This window comes from Cellulomonas sp. WB94 (assembly GCF_003115775.1).
In the GTDB taxonomy this organism is placed as follows: domain Bacteria; phylum Actinomycetota; class Actinomycetes; order Actinomycetales; family Cellulomonadaceae; genus Cellulomonas_A.
Genome location: NZ_QEES01000006.1, coordinates 37,166 through 53,291, shown reverse-complemented (window position 1 = coordinate 53,291; position 16,126 = coordinate 37,166). Strand labels below are relative to the sequence as shown.

Here is a 16,126-nt window from a genome sequence, read left to right as displayed (position 1 = left end):
GAGACGGGCCGGATCGTGCGGTTCGCCCACGGCGAGTACGTCGAGGTCCACCGGCCTCTCGACGACCACGAGCGGTGGCTCCGGGTCCAGCACGAGCCCCGGCGTCCCCTCGAGATCGAGCCGGCCGAGGACTCCCGCGGGGTCCGGCGCAAGGGATACCGGGCCGACCGGTTCCGGCAGCGGCTCTCGCGCCTGTTTTTCGAGGACCGTGTCGAGCCGGTGACTCCCTCTGAGCTCGCCGCCGCGCACGGGCACGCCGAGCACGACGGGCAGGAGACACTCAGCGTCCGTCCCGCGTCAGCCGGCGCGCACAGCGCGATCTCCCGGGTCGTCGAGCCGGACGAGCGGAATCTCTGATCCGGGGTCAGAGTTGCAGGTGAGGACGGCGAGCGCCTGCGCGGGCTCGCCGCAGCTCCGTCCCGACGGAGCACAGAAGCTGCTGCGGCGCATGCCGCGGCCCGACAGGAGAGGCATCGCGCCATGACTGATTACACCCTTCCGGACCTGCCGTACGACTACGCGGCACTCGAGCCGCACATCTCCGGCCGCATCATGCAGCTGCACCACGACAAGCACCACGCCGCGTACGTCGCGGGTGCCAACACGGCACTCGCCAAGCTGGCGGAGGCCCGCGAGAGCGGGAACCTCGACGCCGTCAACCTGCACGAGAAGAACCTCGCGTTCAACCTCGGTGGGCACGTCAACCACTCGGTCTTCTGGGCCAACCTGTCCCCCGACGGCGGCGACAAGCCCATCGGTGAGCTCGCGGCCGCGATCGACGAGTTCTTCGGGTCGTTCGAGGCCTTCCAGAAGCACTTCACGGCCGCCGCTGCGGGCGTGCAGGGCTCCGGGTGGTCCATCCTCGCGTGGGACTCCATCGGCGCCCGCCTCGTGGTCGTCCAGCTGTACGACCAGCAGAGCAACATCGCGCTGGGGCTCGTCCCAGTCGTCATGCTCGATGTCTGGGAGCACGCGTACTACCTGGACTACCTCAACGTCCGCGCCGACTACATCAAGGCGTGGTGGAACATCGTCAACTGGGCCGACGCGGCCGCGCGGTTCACGCGGGCCCGCACGCAGACGGCGGGTCTGATCGTCCCCGCCTGACCCGGTCTCCGCCTCCCCCGCGGAGGCCCGCAGAGCCGACGACACGGCAGAGCCGACAACGAAGCGCCGGTGACCTCGAGGAGGTCACCGGCGCTTCGTCGTTCCTAGGCTCGTTCCAGGGTTCGTGCCTGGTTCGCGCCGTCCCAGCTCTAGTGCGCGTGCTGCCCGCGCGAGAACTCGAAGACCCAGCCGATGAGCGCGATCACCCCGACGGCCGCACCGACGTACACGAGCCACCAGCCGATCGCGAGCCCCGCGAACAGGATCGCCGCGGCGAGACCGATGGCGAGCGGCCACCAGCTCCACGGGCTGTAGACGCCCTGGTCACCCGCGCCCTGCTCGATCTCTGCGTAGGCGTCGTCCTCGGGACGCGCATCGATCCGGCGCGAGAGGAGCGCCAGGTAGCCACCGATCATCGACACGAGCAGCACCAGGACGAGCAGCGCCAGCGTGCCGATCATCTCGCCGCGGCTCCACAGCCCGTAGATGATCGTCATGATCAGGAAGAACGGGGCGAGAAAGAGGAAGAACCTGGTCTCGACCTTCATCGCTTTGCCTCCGGCTGGGCGCCCGGGCCCGGGTCGACGTCACTCTGGCCTCGACGGTCGGCATCTCCGAGGATCTCGTCGAGGAGGCCGGCATTGGGCTCGGCGCGGTCGAGCGCGGCGACCTCCGGGTGGTGGAGGTCGAACGCCGGCCGCTCCGAGCGGATCCGCGGCAGCGACGTGAAGTTGTGTCGCGGCGGCGGGCAGCTCGTGGCCCACTCGAGCGAGGCGCCGTAGCCCCACGGGTCGTCCACGGTCACCTTCGGGGCGTTGCGCGACGTCGTGTACACGTTCCACAGGAAGACGAGCGTCGAGGCCGCGAGGAGCACCGAGCCGACCGTCGACACCTGGTTCATGAGCGTGAACCCGTCCTCCGGGGAGTAGTCGGCGTAGCGCCGGGGCATCCCCCGCACGCCCAGCCAGTGCTGGATGAGGAACGTCGTGTGGAAACCGACGAACAGCATCCAGAAGTGGATCTTGCCCAGGCGCTCGTCGAGCATCCGCCCGGTGAACTTGGGCCACCAGAAGTACAGGCCGGCGAACATCATGAACACGACCGTGCCGAACACGACGTAGTGGAAGTGCGCGACCACGAAGTACGTGTCCGAGACCTGGAAGTCCATCGCGGGGCTCGACAGGATGACCCCGGTCAGGCCGCCGAACAGGAAGGTGACAAGGAACCCGAACGTCCACAGCATGGGCGTCTCGAAGGTGAGCCTGCCGCCCCACATCGTGCCGATCCAGTTGAAGAACTTCACCCCGGTCGGCACGGCGATCAGCATCGTCATCAGTGAGAAGAACGGGAGCAGGACCGCGCCCGTGACGTACATGTGGTGGGCCCACACGGTCACAGAAAGCGCAGCGATCGAGATCGTCGCGTAGACGAGGCCCTTGTAGCCGAACAGCGGCTTGCGGCTGAACACCGGCAGGATCTCCGCGACCATGCCGAAGAACGGCAACGCGATGATGTAGACCTCGGGGTGCCCGAAGAACCAGAACAGGTGCTGCCAGAGGATCGCGCCACCGTTCTCGGGGTTGAACACCTGCGCACCGAGCCGCCGGTCCGCGCCGAGCGCGAAGAGCGCCGACGTCAGCGGCGGGAACGCCATGAGGACCAAGAGGCTCGTGATGAGGACGCCCCACGTGAACACGGGCATCCGGAACATCGTCATGCCGGGCGCGCGCATGGTCACGACGGTCGTGATGAAGTTGACGGCACCGAGGATCGTCCCGAACCCGGCGAGCGCCAGCCCGAAGACCCACAGGTCCCCCCCGAGCCCCGGCGAGTAGACGGCGCTCGAGAGCGGGGCGTAGGCGAACCAGCCGAACGAGGCCGCGCCCTGGGGCGTGAGGAAGCCCGATGCGGCGATGATCCCGCCGAAGAGGTAGAGCCAGTACGCGAACATGTTCAGGCGCGGGAACGCGACGTCAGGTGCGCCGATCTGCAACGGCATGATGACGTTCGCGAAGCCCGCGAACAGGGGGGTCGCGAAGAGCAGCAGCATGATCGTGCCGTGCATCGTGAAGAGCTGGTTGTACTGCTCCTTCGACGCCACGATCTGGATGCCCGGCTCGAACAGCTCGGCGCGGATCAGGAGCGCCAGGACCCCGCCGAGGCAGAACCACACGAACGACGTGATCAGGTACATGTACCCGATCGTCTTGTGATCGGTCGAGGTGACCCAGGAGATCACCGTGCGGCCGAGGCCCTGTCGGTGCGGCGCGAGACCCGGAATCGTCTGGACTGCGGTGGCCATCAGCTCCCACTCCCCTGCGTGGCGCTCTGCAGGTCCTGCAAGCGGCTGTACTCGAGCCCGAGGGCTCCGGTCTGACCCTTCGCGCGCAGCTCCTGCATGTGGGCGTCGTAGTCGGCGCGCGTCACGACCTTGACGTTGAAGAGCATGCCCGAGTGCTCCTCGCCGCAGAGCTCGGCACACTTGCCGCGATACTCCCCGACCTGCTGCGGGATGATCTGGAACTTGCTCGTGCGGCCCGGGATCACGTCGCGCTTGTACAGGAACTCCGGGACCCAGAACGAGTGGATGACGTCACGCGAGTTGAGCACGAACTCGACGCGTTCGTTGACCGGCAGGTAGAGCGTGACCTGGTCGGCCAGCACCCCGTGGTTGCCGACCGCCTTCGCGTGCTCGCCCGTGTCGTAGACGTCGGAGTCGAGGTAGTTGAAGTCCCAGCTCCACTGCTTGGCGACGACCTGGACCGTCAGGTCCGGCTTGGCGCTCGTGTCGTTGATCGCCGACGCATCCCGCGCGGTGTAGTAGAAGAGCACCCCGACCATGAGGATCGGCAGGATCACGTACATGACCTCGAGGGGCACGTGGTAGCGCAGCTGCACCGGGAGCGTCTCGTCGCCCTTGCGCTTGCGGTACACCGCCGCGCACCACAGGATCAGGCCCCACACGATGACACCGACGATCAGCGCGGCCGTCCACGACCCGACCCACAGGTGCGTGATACGCCCGGTCTGGTTCGTGACCTCGGCGCTCGAGCTGCCAGGCAGGAAGCCGCGCTGGACCGAGGCTGAGCAGCCTGTCAGCGCCACGGCGACAGCGGCGACCAGACCGGCCCACTTCAGGGCCGGACGTGGGGACCGGCGGGGTTTCTGCGAGTGCACTGACGACCTCTCACTCACGTCCCGGTGACAAGCCACCCCGTCTGGGCGACCGCGACCTGGGACCTTCGTCCTCATTGCGAGCAGCGTAGCGCGCCGGAGCCGCTCAGATGCCCCCTGGACGCGCGTTGCCGACAAGTTGTCAGGACCGCGAGGCGGTTCGGCGCCCTCCGGGGCACGCGACGGTGGGTCGCGCGGACGCGCGACCGCGCTACCGTGCCCGCATGAGCACCGAGGAGTCGCCGTCGGGCGCGCGCTCGCGCGAACCGGCAGCCGAGGCCGCAGACGCGGACGCCGCACGCTCCGAGCGGGTCTTCCTCGACGCCGGCGGCCACGCCCCGATCCTGGCGGCCGCGCGTCGCGCGTTCGACGAGGCGGTCGACCGTGGCTGGGCCGACCCGCGTCGGCTGCACACCGAGGGCCGCACGGCACGCCTGCTGCTGGAGGGCGCGCGGGAGTCGCTCGCGGGCGCCCTCAGCGCACGGACCGAGGAGATCGACCTCCTGCCGTCGCACACGCTCGCTCTGCACGCCGCGGTCCGGTCCGTCGCTCGGGCCGACGACGCGCCGGACGGGACGTGGTCGCCAGCGCGGTCGAGCGCGCCGCGATCCTGTCCGCCGCCGACTTCGCCGTCACGCAGCCGTGGGACGGTCGCACCGGTGCCCGCGTGGTGATCGGCACCGACCACCTCGGGCGGGTCGACGCCGACGCCTTCGCCGAGGCCGTCCGCGCGCCGGGCGTCGCCCTCGCGGCACTCCAGCACGCCAACGGCGAGGTCGGGACGCGCCAACCCGTCGAGGCCGTGCACGACGCGGCGTCGCGTGCAGGCGTCCCGCTCCTCGTCGACGTGGGGGCGAGCGCGGGCCACGTCGAGCTGTCGGACGCCTGGGACATCCTCGCGGCCGACCCGGGCGACTGGGGCGGGATGCCCGGTGTCGCCGTGCTCGCGACCCGCGCCCGGGTGCGACGCGCACCGGACTGGCCCGAGGACCCCGACCGCTGGTCACCCGGCGGCGTGAGCGTGCCCGCCGCGCTCGCGGCGGCCGTCGCGCTCGAGACGGCGCGGTCGAGCCGCGCGGCCGACGACGCGCACCGCCGGGCACTCGTCGAGCGCATCCGCCGTCGCGTGGCTGCTGAGGTCCCCGACGTCGAGGTCGTCGGGGACGCGACGGATCGGCTCCCGCACGTCGTGACGTTCTCGTGCCTCTACGTCGACGGCGAGGCGCTGGTCACCGAGCTGGACCGGCTCGGCTTCGCGGTGGGATCCGGGTCCGCCTGCACCTCGAGCACGCTCGAACCGAGCCACGTGCTCGCCGCGATGGGCGTCCTCACTCACGGCAACGTGCGCCTGTGCCTGCCGCCGGAGGTCACGAGCGACGGCGTCGACCGCTTCCTCGACGTGCTCCCGGGGACGGTGCGGCGCGTGCGCGACGCGCTCGGCGCGGGGGGGCTGTGATGCCAGAGGTCATCGACGCGCGCGGCCTGCTGTGCCCGATCCCGGTGATCAGGCTCGCCCGCGCGGCCATCGACGCCGCGCCCGGCACGGTGCTCACCGTCTGGGCGACGGACCCTGCCGCGCGACTCGACATCCCCGCGTGGGCACGCATGCGCGGCCACGACGTCGTCCGGGTGGAGGACCTGCCCGACGGGTCGGTGGCGATGGACGTCCGGATCGGCCCACCGGGGATCCCGGCGAGCTGAGGACCAGCACGTCCGGGACGAGGCGCACGGGACCTCACGCACGAGGGCCCGACACCTGCACGGTGCCGGGCCCTCGTGAACGGTCAGTCGATCAGCTGAACGACCCGCCGCACGCGCACGCGCTGCCGGCGTTGGGGTTGTCGATCGTGAAGCCCTGCTTCTCGATGGTGTCGGCGAAGTCGATCGTCGCGCCGTCCAGGTACGGGACGCTCATGCGGTCGACGACGACCTCGACACCGTCGTAGTCCTTGATGGCGTCGCCGTCGAGGACCCGCTCGTCGAAGTACAGCTGGTAGATCAGGCCGGAACAGCCGCCGGGCTGGACGGCGACACGGAGACGCAGGTCGTCGCGGCCCTCCTGCTCGAGCAGGCTCCGCACCTTGCCCGCGGCGACGTCGGAGAGGAGGACGCCGTGCGTCGCTGTCTCGGTGGTCTCGCTCATGGTCTCTCCTGTGCCTCGAAGTTCTGTCGAGCGGGTGCGCAGCACCCCGCTAGCGGCTCAACGCCACCCTACGGCCCGTTGTTCCCTCAGGCTACGCCGCACCACGGGCGGCTCATCGGGACCACGTCCGAGCGACCCGCTCGGCGCGGCGGGCCAACGTCCCTGCGGGGTCGGCCAGTGCCGCGGCCACCTCGCCCGGCCCCTCGGCCACGGCGTACGCCGCCGTGATCCCGGCCGCCGCGAGCTCCCGACGACCCACCGTGACCTGGCCGGCGACGACGATCGTCGGGACCGCGACGCCCAGGGCGCGCTCGGCGACAGCCGCGACCACCTTGCCGTGCAGCGACTGCCAGTCGAAGGTCCCCTCCCCCGTGACCACGAGGTCGACGTCCGCGATCCGACGCGTCAGGTCCACCGCGTCGGCGACGAGGGCCGATCCCGGCACGAGGCGGGCGCCGAGCAGCGCCAGACCGAAGCCGAGCCCGCCGGCCGCACCCGCGCCGGGCTGGGCCGTCAGGCGGGTCACCGGCGAGGCCGTGCGCGCGCCTGCGAGCAGGTCGGGCCGGACCACGTCGGCCAACGCGCCGACCGCCGCGTGCGCGAAGTGCCCGAGCGCGCGCTCGAGCTCCTGTGCCTGCTCCGGGGTCGCACCCTTCTGCGGGGCGAAGCCGGCGCTCGCGCCGTGCAGGCCGAGCAGCGGGACGTCGACGTCCGTCGCCGCGACGAGGTCGACGTCGCGCAGTCCCGCACGCACGTCGGCGAGCGCGACCAGGTCGTCGGCCGTCACACCCCCCAGCCCTCCCCCGCCACGCGTCAGCACGCCGTCAGGCGCCCCGACACCGAGGGCCGCGAGCATGCCGGCACCGCCGTCGTTCGTCGCGGACCCGCCCAGTCCGACGACGACCCGCCGGGCACCGGTGCCGACGGCCGCTCGGATGAGCTCACCGACGCCGTACGACGTCGTGCGTGTCGGGTCCCGGCGGCCCGGCGGGACGAGCGGGAGCCCGACGGCGTGCGACGACTCGACGTACGCGGTGCGCGCGCCGTCGGCGCCCTCGACGAGCAGGAGCGCAGCAGGCACCGGCTCACCGAGCGGCGAGCGCACCGTCACAGCGACCAGGCCGCCGCCGAGGCTCGCCCGTAGGGTCTCGAGGAAGCCCGGGCCACCGTCGGACAGCGGGCACGTGCGTAGGTCATCGCCGGGAGCGGCTCGCAGCCAGCCGTCCCGCAGCGCACCGGCCGCCTCCGGCGCCGTCAGGGTGCCGCCGAAGCCGTCGGGAGCGATGAGAACGCGCATCGGGCGATCTTGGCACGGTCTGGAGCGGGCCCCGCCCGTCGCCGTCCTGATGACCCGCTCGACAGGCTGTGGAAAGATCACCTCGTGAGCCTTCTGACCCCTGCAGTGCCCGGCTTCGAGGAGCCGGCCCCCTCGGCCCTGCTCCTCCTGGGTCGTGGCATCGACCTTGCCTCCGAGCGTGGCGTCGAGTGCGTCGGCGCGCTGCCGGCAGCCAGCGACCCGGACCTGGTCGAGCGCGCGCGCGTCGCGCGGGCTGCGCTGGGCGACCGGGCGTTCGTGCTCGGTCACCACTACCAGCGCGACGAGGTCATCGCGTTCGCCGACGTCACGGGCGACTCGTTCAAGCTCGCGCGCGAGGCCGCAGCACGCCCCGACGCCGAGTTCATCCTCTTCTGCGGCGTGCACTTCATGGCCGAGTCGGCTGACATCCTCACGTCCGACGCCCAGCAGGTCCTTCTCCCGGATCTGGCTGCCGGCTGCTCGATGGCCGACATGGCAGCGATCGACCAGGTCGAGGACGCCTGGGACGTGCTGGTCGACGCGGGCGTCGCGGACGACACGGTCCCGGTGACGTACATGAACTCGACCGCCGCGATCAAGGCCTTCACCGGCCGGCACGGCGGGACCGTGTGCACGTCGTCCAACGCGGCCACCGCGCTGCGCTGGGCCTTCGACAAGGTCGGCGGTGTGGACGGCAGAGGCAAGGTGCTGTTCATGCCCGACCAGCACCTCGGCCGCAACACGGCGGTCCGCCAGCTCGGGCTCTCGCTCGAGGACTGCGTCGTCTTCGACCCGCGCAAGCCGGGCGGCGGGCTGACGACCCAGCAGCTCAAGGACGCCCGGATGATCCTGTGGCGCGGGCACTGCTCGGTCCACGGCCGGTTCTCGGCGCAGAACGTCGCGGCGGCGCGTGCGGCCATCCCCGGGGTGCAGGTGCTGGTGCACCCCGAGTGCACGCACGAGGTCGTCACCGCGGCGGACATGGTGGGCTCGACCGAGTACATCATCAAGGCGCTCGACGCGGCCGAGCCCGGCTCGTCGTGGGCGATCGGTACGGAGCTGAACCTCGTGCGACGCCTCGCGGCGACCCACCCCGCGCAGCACGTGCACTACCTCGACTCGACCGTGTGCTTCTGCTCGACCATGAACCGGATCGACCTGCCGCACCTGGTGTGGACCATGGAGTCCCTCGTCGCCGGGCGGGTCGTCAACCGCGTCGTCGTCGACCCGGACGACGCACGATGGGCCCGCGTCGCCCTCGACCAGATGCTCGCCCTCCCCGGCGCCTGAACGGACTCGACGTGACGACCGGCAGCCCGCTGCGGATCGGGATCTTCGTCTTCGACGGTGCCGAGGAGCTCGACGTCGTCGGGCCGTACGAGGTCCTCGCATCGTGGGCTGAGCACTCCGAGCTCCGGCCCCAGGTCGTCACGTTCTCCGCCGACGGCGCGGGGGTCCGCTGCGCGAAGGGCCTGCGCCTGGTGCCCGAGTACTCCGCGGACGACGTCGGCGCGCTCCACGTGCTCGTCTACCCCGGCGGGCGTGGCACGCGGCCCCTCGCCAAGGACACCGACCACCTCACCTGGGTGCGCGAGATGGCGGCGTCGACGACGCTGATGACCAGCGTGTGCACGGGTGCACTCGTGTATGCCGCCGCTGGGCTGCTAGCGGGCCGCCCGGCCACCACGCATCGCAGCGCCTTCGACGAGCTCGCCGAGATCGACCCGAGCGTTCTCGCGGACACCGAGGCGCGGTTCGTCGACGACGGCGACATCATCACGTCGGCGGGTGTCTCGGCCGGCATCGACCTGGCGTTCCACCTGGTCGAGCGGCTCGAGTCCCCCGAGGCCGCCGAGGCCGTGCGGTACGGGATCCAGTACGACCGCACATGAACCGCCTGGTCCGGCTGCTCGTCGTCTGGTTGCGCGCACGCCGTCACCGCGGTCCGGGCACCCCGCTCGACGAGTGGCGCACGCCGCTGCGGGTCATGCCGAACGACCTCGACCTGCTGCGGCACATGAACAACGGGGCGTACCTGACGCTCATGGACATCGGGCGGGTCGACATGCTCGTGCGGACCGGTGCGCAGGGTGCCATCAGCCGACGTCGCTGGTACCCGGTCGTCGTCGGGGAGTCGATCCGGTTCCGCCGCTCGCTCGGGCTGTGGGACCGATTCGTGATCGTGACACGCCTCATCGGGTGGGACGAGCGCGTGTTCTACCTCGAGCAGAGGTTCGAACGCGCGCCGAGCGCCGGCGCGACCGCGACGGCCGCGCCCGAGGTGGTCGCGGAGGCGTGGGTCGCGGCCCGCTTCATCGCGCGGACCGGCGGCACGGTCGCCTCACCTGACGTCGCCGACGCGTTCGCGGTGGACGCCGTGAGCCCACCCGTGCCCGACGCCGTGCTCGCGTGGGCCAGGGCCCTGGACCTCGCGCACCGGCCGCGCGACTGACGGCTGACCTCAGGCCCGGCGCCCCAGCCGGTCGAGGAGCAGCGCCTCCGCGAGGACGACCCGCTCGAGGTCGCCGAGGTCGACCGACTCGTCGCTGCCGTGCGCGCGGCTGTCGGGGTCCTCGACACCCGTGACGAGGATGGCCGCGCCGGGGTACACCTCAAGCAGGTCCGCGATGAACGGGATCGAGCCGCCGATGCCGATGTCCACCGGGTCGGTGCCCCACGCCTGGGTGAACGCCCACCGTGCGGCTGTCATCGCCGGCGAGTCAGTCGGTGCCTGGAACGCCTTGCCGAGCTCGCCGTCGCTCACGCTGACGCGAGCACCGAACGGTGCGTGGGCCTCGAGGTGTGCGCGCAGCGCGGTGTGCGCCGCGACAGGGTCCTGCCCCGGAGCGATGCGCATCGACAGGCGAGCCGTCGCGCGCGGCGTGATCGTGTTGGACGCGCGGGCCACGCTCGGGGCGTCGAAGCCGATGACGGAGATGGCCGGCCTGGTCCACAGGCGGGCGGTGAGCGGGCCGGTGCCCGCCAGGCGCACACCGTCGAGCACGCCGGAGTCAGCCCGGAACGACTGCTCGTCGTAGTCGACCGTGGGGTCGGGTGCGCTCACGAGCCCCGCGACGGCCACGTCGCCGGCGTCGTCGTGCAGCGTCGCGATGAGGCGCGCAAGCAGCGTCGGTGCGTCAAGGATCGCTCCGCCGAACATGCCCGAGTGGATCGCGTGGTCGACGACCGCAACCTCGACCTCGACGTCGACGAGCCCCCGCAGTGACGTCGTCAGGCCGGGGACCCCGACCCGCCAGTTGGAGGAGTCGGCGACGACGATGACATCCGCCGCCAGCTCGTCACGGTAGGTGCGCAGGAAGTCGGTGAACGTCGGCGACCCGACCTCCTCCTCGCCCTCGACGAAGACGGTCACGCCGACCGCCAGCTCGTCGCCGAGCACCCGCAGCGCGCCGACGTGGGCGACGACACCGGCCTTGTCGTCCGCCGCACCCCGGCCGTAGAGCCGACCGTCGCGCTCCTCGGGCTCGAACGCGGGCGAGGACCAGCTGCTCTCGTCGCCGGGCGGCTGCACGTCGTGGTGCGCGTAGAGCAGGACCGTCGGCGCGCCGGCCGGAGCCGGTCGGCGCGCGACGACCGCGGGTGCGCCGGGACGACCGTCCGCGCGCTGGGCCGACAGGATGCGGACGTCGTCGAACCCGGCGCCGCGCAGGAGGTCACCGACAGCGGCCGCACTGGCCGCGACGTGCGCCTGGTCGAAGTCTGCGTTGGAGACGCTCGGGATGCGCACGAGCGCCTCGAGGTCGGCGCGTACGCGCCCGAACTCCTGGGCAGTGCGCTCGCGGAGGCGTTCGACGGAGGTGGGTCCAGCAGGGCTGGGCGCGGCACCACCGGGTACTGCAGAGGTGGGTGCGGCAGAGGCGGGTTCGGCGGGGGTCGGTGACGTCACGATGGCCCACCGTACTCGTCTACCCTTGTGGGGTGTTCGGACGCAGCAAGGCCAACCCGTCAGTGACCGCTCCCTCCTCACGGAAGGGCGCGCAGCTCACCCCTGGCGCCGGCGTGTCCGCAGACGGGTCCGGAGCAGGCAAGGGACACCCGACGCCCAAGCGCAAGCAGGCCGAGGCAGCCAACAAGCGCCCGCTCGTCCCTGACGACCGCAAGGGTGCAGCCAAGGCGGCCCGCGTCGCCGCGCGCGCCCAGCGCGACAAGGAGTTCGCCGCGCTGCAGACGGGCGACGAGCGGTACCTGCCCGTCAAGGACCGCGGGCCGGTTCGCCGGTACATCCGCGACCACATCGATGCGCGCCACAACCTCGGCGAGTACTTCCTGCCGGTCGCGATGGTGCTGCTCGTCCTGCAGCTGACGCTCGCCCAGGTGAACGCGACCCTCGCGATCCTCGCGCTGCTCCTCCTGTACGTCTTCGTCCTCGCGATGATGGTCGACGTCCTGTTCATGTGGCGCTCGCTCAAGAAGAAGCTCGTCGCGAAGTTCGGTGCGGCCGCCATCCCGCGCGGGACGACGATGTACGCGGTCCTGCGCGTGTTCCAGCTCCGTCGCTCGCGCCTCCCCAAGGCGCAGGTCAAGCACGGCGAGTACCCCGCCTGAGCGCACGTACGGTAGGTCCATGGTGAACTACCGCTTCCTCGGCAACTCTGGTCTCAAGATCTCCGAGATCACCTACGGCAACTGGCTCACGCACGGCTCGCAGGTCGAGAACGACACCGCGGTCCAGTGCGTGCACACGGCTCTGGACGTCGGCATCACGACGTTCGACACCGCTGACGTCTACGCGAACACGAAGGCCGAGAGCGTCCTCGGCGAGGCCCTCAAGGGTCAGCGCCGGCAGTCGCTCGAGATCTTCACGAAGGTCTACTGGCCCACAGGTCCCGGTGGCGCCAACGACTCCGGCCTGTCGCGCAAGCACATCCTGGAGTCGATCGACGGCTCCCTCGAGCGGCTGCAGACCGACTACGTCGACCTGTACCAGGCGCACCGCTACGACCACTCCACGCCGCTCGAGGAGACGATGCAGGCGTTCGCCGACATCGTGCGCGCGGGCAAGGCGCTGTACATCGGCGTCAGCGAATGGACCGCCGACCAGATCCGGGCGGGTCACGCGCTCGCCGCCGACCTGGGCTTCCAGCTCATCTCCAACCAGCCGCAGTACTCGGCGCTCTGGCGTGTCATCGAGGCCGAGGTCGTGCCGGTCTCGAAGGAGCTCGGAGTCTCGCAGATCGTGTGGTCGCCGGTCGCCCAGGGCGTCCTGTCGGGCAAGTACGCACCCGGGGCGCCCGTGCCCGCGGGCTCCCGGGCCGCCGACGAGAAGGGCGGCGCGCGGATGATCCAGCGGTTCCTCGAGCGGCCCCAGGTCCTCCAGCGGGTCCAGGACCTCCGGCCGATCGCCGACGAGCTGGGGCTCACGCTCGCACAGCTCGCCGTCGCCTGGGTGCTGCAGAACGACAACGTCGCAGCAGCACTGATCGGTGCGAGCCGACCGGAGCAGGTGCGAGAGAACGTCAAGGCGTCGGGTGTGACGATCCCCGCCGAGCTGCTCGTCCGCATCGACCAGGTGCTGGGCGACGCGGTCGTGACCGACCCGGCCGAGACCGCGAAGAGCTCCCCCGCAGCCCGCTGAGCACCATGCAGGGCCGCTTCTCCCCCGGAGGGGCGGCCCTGCCGCTCAGTGCTCGTCGGCGACGGCCTCGAGGTCGTCCTCGACAGTGAACCTGGGCAGCAGGGGGTGCACGACCGCCCCGATCACGAGCGCATAGGTCAGCGTCGCGAAGCCCGCCGTCCCGCCGAGCAGCCAGCCTGCAGCCACGACGGCGACCTCGATGCTCGTTCGCACGAGCCGCGTCGACCGCCCGGTCCGGGCCACGAGGCCGGTCATCAGGCCGTCACGCGGTCCGGGACCGAACCGTGCCCCGATGTAGAGCGCTGTCGCGAGGCCGTTGAGCCCGATGCCGAGCACCACGAGCCCGACGGCCGCCGGCAGCGGGAGCGGGTCGGGCAGGAGCGCGAGGAGCGCAAGGAACGGGTCCACCAGGAAGCCGATGACGAGCACGTTGGCGACGGTCCCCGCGCCGGGTCGCTGTCGCAGGGGCCACCAGGCGACGAGCACGGCCGCGCTGATGGCGAGCGTGACCGTCCCGAACGACAGGCCGGTCCGGCGCGCCACGCCTTGCGAGAGGACGTCCCACGGCATGGTGCCGAGCCCCGCGCGCACGAGGACCGTGACCGAGACGGCATACAGGACGAGGCCGATCGCGAGCTGGACGGTCCGCCGAGCCATCCGCCGCGACCCGCGCCCGATGGCCGGAGCGCGGTCGACGGCAGCGTCTGGGACGGTCACGGAACGCGAAGGACCAGGGCGGGGGTCGCCTGGGTTCCGTCGTGAAGGAGCCGCGCGGCGTGCACACCCTGCGTCGCGAGCACGCGCCACTGCTCACCGAGCCACTGCTCGGCGTCGTACTGGTTGGCGAACACGGGGCTCACCGGGCGGTCGAGCTCACGCCCTCCGATGTCGTCGAACGCCCACTCCCACTGGGGCCGCAGCACCATCACGACCCCCGGACCGTGCGACGGACGGCATCGCCCGCGAGTGCGCGGTTGATGTGGGCAGCCCAGAAGGGGCCGCGGTAGATCAGCCCGGTGTACCCCTGGACGAGGGTGGCCCCGTTCGCGAGGTACTCGAGCGCGTCGGCCGGTTCCGAGATGCCGCCGACCCCGATGATCACCGGGTCCGGTCCGAGCCGGGTGCGCAGCCTCGCCACGACGTCCAGCCCGCGTGCGAGGAGGGGCGGGCCCGACAGGCCGCCCTCGCCGAACGGGTGGGAGATCGTCGTGTTGACGGCCACGACGCCGTCGAGCTCGAGCTCGGTCGCGAGGTCGGCGATCGCGTCGACGTCGTCGTCGGACAGGTCCGGGGCGATCTTGACGAGCAACGGCACGGGCGGTCGCCCGGCGGACGTGGTTGCGGCGTCGGCCGCCTCGCGCGTCGCCACGAGGATGGGGCGCAGCGCGTCGACGGACTGCAGGTCGCGCAGGCCCGGCGTGTTCGGCGACGAGACGTTGACGACGAGGTAGTCGGCGTAGGGCGCGAGCCGCCCGGCGCTCATCGCGTAGTCCGCGGCAGCGTCCTGCGGCGGGGTCACCTTCGTCTTGCCGATGTTGACACCCACGATGAGGGCGCGGCCGGCGGCCGTCGACCGGAGGGTCCGCAGGTGTCCGGCCACGACGGCCGAGCCCTCGTTGTTGAACCCCATCCGGTTGCGCAGCGCCTGCTGCTCGATGACGCGCCAGAGCCGCGGCGCGTCGTTGCCCGGCTGCGCGTACGCCGTGACGGTCCCGACCTCCACGAAGCCGAACCCCAGCATCGTCAGACCCTCGACCGCGAGGGCGTTCTTGTCGAACCCGGCCGCAAGCCCGAACGGGGCCGGGAACGTGCGCCCGAGCGTGCGCACCTCACCCCCTGCGGGCGAGCCCGCAAGCCGCGCGATGACGCGGCGCAGCACGGGGACGCGACCGACGAACCTGATCAGGCCGAACGCGAGCTCGTGCGCCCGCTCGGGGCTCATGCGGACGAAGACCAGGTTGAACAGGAGGCGATACACGCGCTACAACCTAGTGGTCGACACCGGTCCGGGCGGCACGGTCACCACTCCGCGAACGGGTGTGCCAGAGCCACGCGAGGCCGAGGAACGGCAGGACGAGCGGCACGTAGCCGTAGCCCTGCCCGTAGCCGGACCACACCGTCTTGGCCGAGAGGTCCCCCGCATCGAGCACCGAGACGGTCCCCACGACGAGCACACCGACCAGCTCGACGAGCACGGCCGACCATGCGACCGGTCGCCAGCGGCCGCCGCCCTTCGCCAGTGCGACCGTCGCGAGGACGTACACCACGGCCGAGAACGCTGACAGCGCGTAGGCGAGCGGCGCCTCGTCGAACTTCGTCGCGATCTGGTAGCCCGCACGCGCGGACGCCGACAGGGCGAACACCCCGTAGACGCCGACCAGGGCGCGGCCCGGTCCGCTCGAGGTGCTCGCGGGCCGGCCCGCTGCGACGCCAGGTTCGGTTCCGGTCACAAGGTTCCCCAGATCTGTAGCAGGCGGTATTCGAGGAAGGCAGTCGTGAAGGCGGCGATGAGCAGCAGGACCGAGCTCCAGCGGGTGCGCTCCTCGAACGCCCAGATCGCCGCGATCGGAAGGATGAGCAGCTGCACGACGACGTAGCCGCCGAAGAGCACGCGATCCGGTGAGCCCGTGCCGTTGGCCACCAGGACCGTCGCAACAACCGCCTGAACGACGAGCACCGCCTCGACGACGGCGCCGCCCCAGAGCTGGCGCAGGATCACCGCACGGTCGCGGACGACGAACCACAGCGCCCACGCAGCGAGGGCGAGGGACAGGATGACGACGAGGAGGGACACCGGTCCGATCACGAT

General features: G+C 71.5%; 20 protein-coding genes and 1 pseudogene. 10 read left to right on the top strand and 11 right to left on the bottom strand.

Features of this window, described 5'->3' with window-relative positions; genetic code table 11:
• Nucleotides 1-357, top strand: a pseudogene (locus DDP54_RS17180) (ubiquinol-cytochrome c reductase cytochrome b subunit); the annotation flags it as partial.
• A gap of 123 nt (nt 358-480) precedes the next feature.
• Nucleotides 481-1,107 (top strand): superoxide dismutase, encoded by a 627-nt coding sequence (locus tag DDP54_RS17175; RefSeq protein ID WP_109133212.1) that lies wholly within the window; start codon nt 481-483, stop codon nt 1,105-1,107.
• A gap of 149 nt (nt 1,108-1,256) precedes the next feature.
• On the opposite strand, the gene DDP54_RS17170 is transcribed toward DDP54_RS17175, so the two are convergent.
• The 3 genes from DDP54_RS17170 to coxB are packed head-to-tail and all read right to left on the bottom strand — an operon-like array spanning nt 1,257 to nt 4,284.
• Entirely contained in the window at nt 1,257-1,655 is a 399-nt protein-coding gene (locus tag DDP54_RS17170) for a cytochrome c oxidase subunit 4 (RefSeq protein WP_109133211.1), read from the bottom strand.
• Nucleotides 1,652-3,409, bottom strand: a complete 1,758-nt coding sequence (ctaD, locus tag DDP54_RS17165; RefSeq protein WP_109133210.1) for a cytochrome c oxidase subunit I — start codon at nt 3,407-3,409, stop codon at nt 1,652-1,654. The genes DDP54_RS17170 and ctaD overlap by 4 nt, the downstream gene beginning before the upstream one ends.
• On the bottom strand, nt 3,409-4,284 hold the full coding sequence (gene coxB / locus DDP54_RS17160; protein ID WP_109133209.1) for a cytochrome c oxidase subunit II: 876 nt from the start codon (nt 4,282-4,284) through the stop codon (nt 3,409-3,411). The genes ctaD and coxB overlap by 1 nt, the downstream gene beginning before the upstream one ends.
• 221 nt (nt 4,285-4,505) lie before the next feature.
• On the opposite strand from coxB, the gene DDP54_RS18770 reads away from it, so the two are divergent.
• Genes DDP54_RS18770 through DDP54_RS17150 form a run of 3 tightly spaced genes read left to right on the top strand, consistent with a single transcriptional unit; the run spans nt 4,506 to nt 5,982 of the window.
• Nucleotides 4,506-4,955 carry a hypothetical protein gene (locus DDP54_RS18770; RefSeq protein WP_242448575.1) on the top strand — a complete coding sequence of 150 codons (450 nt, stop codon included), beginning with the start codon at nt 4,506-4,508 and terminating at the stop codon, nt 4,953-4,955.
• Nucleotides 4,859-5,737 (top strand): aminotransferase class V-fold PLP-dependent enzyme, encoded by an 879-nt coding sequence (locus DDP54_RS17155; RefSeq protein ID WP_242448574.1) that lies wholly within the window; start codon nt 4,859-4,861, stop codon nt 5,735-5,737. The genes DDP54_RS18770 and DDP54_RS17155 overlap by 97 nt, the downstream gene beginning before the upstream one ends.
• Nucleotides 5,737-5,982 (top strand): sulfurtransferase TusA family protein, encoded by a 246-nt coding sequence (locus tag DDP54_RS17150; RefSeq protein WP_109133208.1) that lies wholly within the window; start codon nt 5,737-5,739, stop codon nt 5,980-5,982. The genes DDP54_RS17155 and DDP54_RS17150 overlap by 1 nt, the downstream gene beginning before the upstream one ends.
• 91 nt (nt 5,983-6,073) lie before the next feature.
• On the opposite strand, the gene erpA is transcribed toward DDP54_RS17150, so the two are convergent.
• Both erpA and DDP54_RS17140 read right to left on the bottom strand, forming a co-directional pair.
• The gene (gene erpA / locus DDP54_RS17145) at nt 6,074-6,424 is read right to left on the bottom strand and encodes an iron-sulfur cluster insertion protein ErpA (protein ID WP_109133207.1); all 351 of its coding nucleotides are present in this window, start codon (nt 6,422-6,424) and stop codon (nt 6,074-6,076) included.
• Between the two features lie 112 nt (nt 6,425-6,536).
• Nucleotides 6,537-7,721: a glycerate kinase gene (locus DDP54_RS17140; protein ID WP_109133206.1), complete on the bottom strand. Its 1,185-nt coding sequence runs from the start codon at nt 7,719-7,721 to the stop codon at nt 6,537-6,539.
• 84 nt (nt 7,722-7,805) lie between these two features.
• Between DDP54_RS17140 and nadA the strand changes: the two genes are divergently transcribed.
• From nadA to DDP54_RS17125, 3 genes are read left to right on the top strand one after another with little or no spacing between them, the layout of a single operon-like run.
• Complete coding sequence (nadA, locus tag DDP54_RS17135) at nt 7,806-9,011, top strand: quinolinate synthase NadA (RefSeq protein ID WP_242448573.1); 1,206 nt, start codon at nt 7,806-7,808, stop codon at nt 9,009-9,011.
• A gap of 11 nt (nt 9,012-9,022) precedes the next feature.
• Nucleotides 9,023-9,613 (top strand): DJ-1/PfpI family protein, encoded by a 591-nt coding sequence (locus DDP54_RS17130; RefSeq protein ID WP_109133204.1) that lies wholly within the window; start codon nt 9,023-9,025, stop codon nt 9,611-9,613.
• Nucleotides 9,610-10,173 carry an acyl-CoA thioesterase gene (locus DDP54_RS17125; protein WP_109133203.1) on the top strand — a complete coding sequence of 188 codons (564 nt, stop codon included), beginning with the start codon at nt 9,610-9,612 and terminating at the stop codon, nt 10,171-10,173. Before DDP54_RS17130 ends, DDP54_RS17125 begins: the two co-directional genes overlap by 4 nt.
• Before the next feature lie 9 nt (nt 10,174-10,182).
• Here the strand turns inward: DDP54_RS17125 and DDP54_RS17120 are convergent, their stop codons facing one another.
• Nucleotides 10,183-11,628 (bottom strand): dipeptidase, encoded by a 1,446-nt coding sequence (locus tag DDP54_RS17120; RefSeq protein ID WP_109133202.1) that lies wholly within the window; start codon nt 11,626-11,628, stop codon nt 10,183-10,185.
• 32 nt (nt 11,629-11,660) lie between these two features.
• Between DDP54_RS17120 and DDP54_RS17115 the strand changes: the two genes are divergently transcribed.
• Together DDP54_RS17115 and DDP54_RS17110 are read left to right on the top strand one after the other, a co-directional pair.
• Complete coding sequence (locus DDP54_RS17115; RefSeq protein WP_109133201.1) at nt 11,661-12,287, top strand: DUF3043 domain-containing protein; 627 nt, start codon at nt 11,661-11,663, stop codon at nt 12,285-12,287.
• 19 nt (nt 12,288-12,306) lie between these two features.
• A complete protein-coding gene (locus DDP54_RS17110; RefSeq protein ID WP_197711476.1) occupies nt 12,307-13,317 on the top strand; it encodes an aldo/keto reductase family protein in 1,011 nt (336 codons plus the stop codon).
• 45 nt (nt 13,318-13,362) lie between these two features.
• Here DDP54_RS17110 and DDP54_RS17105 read toward each other — a convergent pair whose 3' ends face one another.
• Genes DDP54_RS17105 through DDP54_RS17085 form a run of 5 tightly spaced genes read right to left on the bottom strand, consistent with a single transcriptional unit; the run spans nt 13,363 to nt 16,123 of the window.
• Nucleotides 13,363-13,974, bottom strand: coding sequence for a hypothetical protein (locus tag DDP54_RS17105; protein WP_109133222.1), 612 nt, complete (start codon nt 13,972-13,974; stop codon nt 13,363-13,365).
• 56 nt (nt 13,975-14,030) lie between these two features.
• A complete protein-coding gene (locus DDP54_RS17100) occupies nt 14,031-14,243 on the bottom strand; it encodes a hypothetical protein (RefSeq protein ID WP_109133200.1) in 213 nt (70 codons plus the stop codon).
• Nucleotides 14,243-15,295, bottom strand: a complete 1,053-nt coding sequence (locus DDP54_RS17095; protein ID WP_109133199.1) for a quinone-dependent dihydroorotate dehydrogenase — start codon at nt 15,293-15,295, stop codon at nt 14,243-14,245. The genes DDP54_RS17100 and DDP54_RS17095 overlap by 1 nt, the downstream gene beginning before the upstream one ends.
• Before the next feature lie 10 nt (nt 15,296-15,305).
• A complete protein-coding gene (locus DDP54_RS17090; RefSeq protein WP_242448572.1) occupies nt 15,306-15,767 on the bottom strand; it encodes a hypothetical protein in 462 nt (153 codons plus the stop codon).
• Nucleotides 15,764-16,123, bottom strand: a complete 360-nt coding sequence (locus DDP54_RS17085) for a hypothetical protein (protein WP_109133198.1) — start codon at nt 16,121-16,123, stop codon at nt 15,764-15,766. Before DDP54_RS17085 ends, DDP54_RS17090 begins: the two co-directional genes overlap by 4 nt.
• Nucleotides 16,124-16,126: the final 3 nt, after the last annotated feature.